This is a genomic window from Polaromonas sp. P1_E3, from assembly GCF_056405935.1.
Window position 1 is genome coordinate 1 of the sequence record NZ_JBFUBD010000779.1, and the last position, 711, is coordinate 711.

Annotated in this window: 1 protein-coding gene; it reads left to right on the forward strand. The window is 59.1% G+C overall.

The features are described 5' to 3' along the window. Positions 1-44: 44 nt before the first annotated feature. On the forward strand, positions 45-711 hold a 667-nt coding region (locus tag AC1D0Z_RS23485; protein WP_477660523.1), incomplete at its 3' end, for an NAD(P)/FAD-dependent oxidoreductase.

A 711-nucleotide genomic window follows, 5' to 3' on the forward strand; every position in this document is an offset into this window, starting at 1 on the left:
AGACCGACAATCCTTCCTGAAAATCATTATCAGCGAGTCCCCCGATGAACACCCAAGAAATTCTGGCCCAGTTCGGCCCACGTGAAGCAATGGAATACGACGTGGTCGTGGTGGGCGGCGGCCCCGGCGGCCTGTCCACCGCCATTCGCCTGAAGCAGCTCGCGGCCGAAAAAGGCAAGGACATCTCTGTCGTGGTCCTCGAGAAAGGATCCGAACCGGGTGCCCATATTCTTTCGGGTGCCGTGATGGACCCCAAGGCATTGACCGAACTGATTCCGGACTGGAAAGCACAGGGCGCGCCGCTGAACCAGCCCGTCACCGCTGACGAGGTTCTTTTTCTCAGCGAGAAAAGCGCGATCAAGACGCCTGCTTTTTTTGTACCGGACTGCTTTCACAACGAAGGGAACTATGTCATCAGCCTGGGCAACGTGGTGCGTTGGCTGGCACAGCAGGCCGAAAACATTGGCGTTGAAATTTTCCCGGGGTTTGCAGCGGCCGAAGTCCTCTATAACGACGACGGATCCGTCAAAGGCGTGGCCACTGGCAATCTCGGCATTGGCAAGGACGGCCAGCCCACCGACAATTTTCAGCTCGGCATGGAACTGCACGGCAAGTACACCGTGTTTGCCGAAGGCGCGCGCGGCCACCTGGGCCGCCAGCTGATCAACCGCTTCAAGCTGGACGAAGGCAGGGACCCGCAAGGCTATGCGC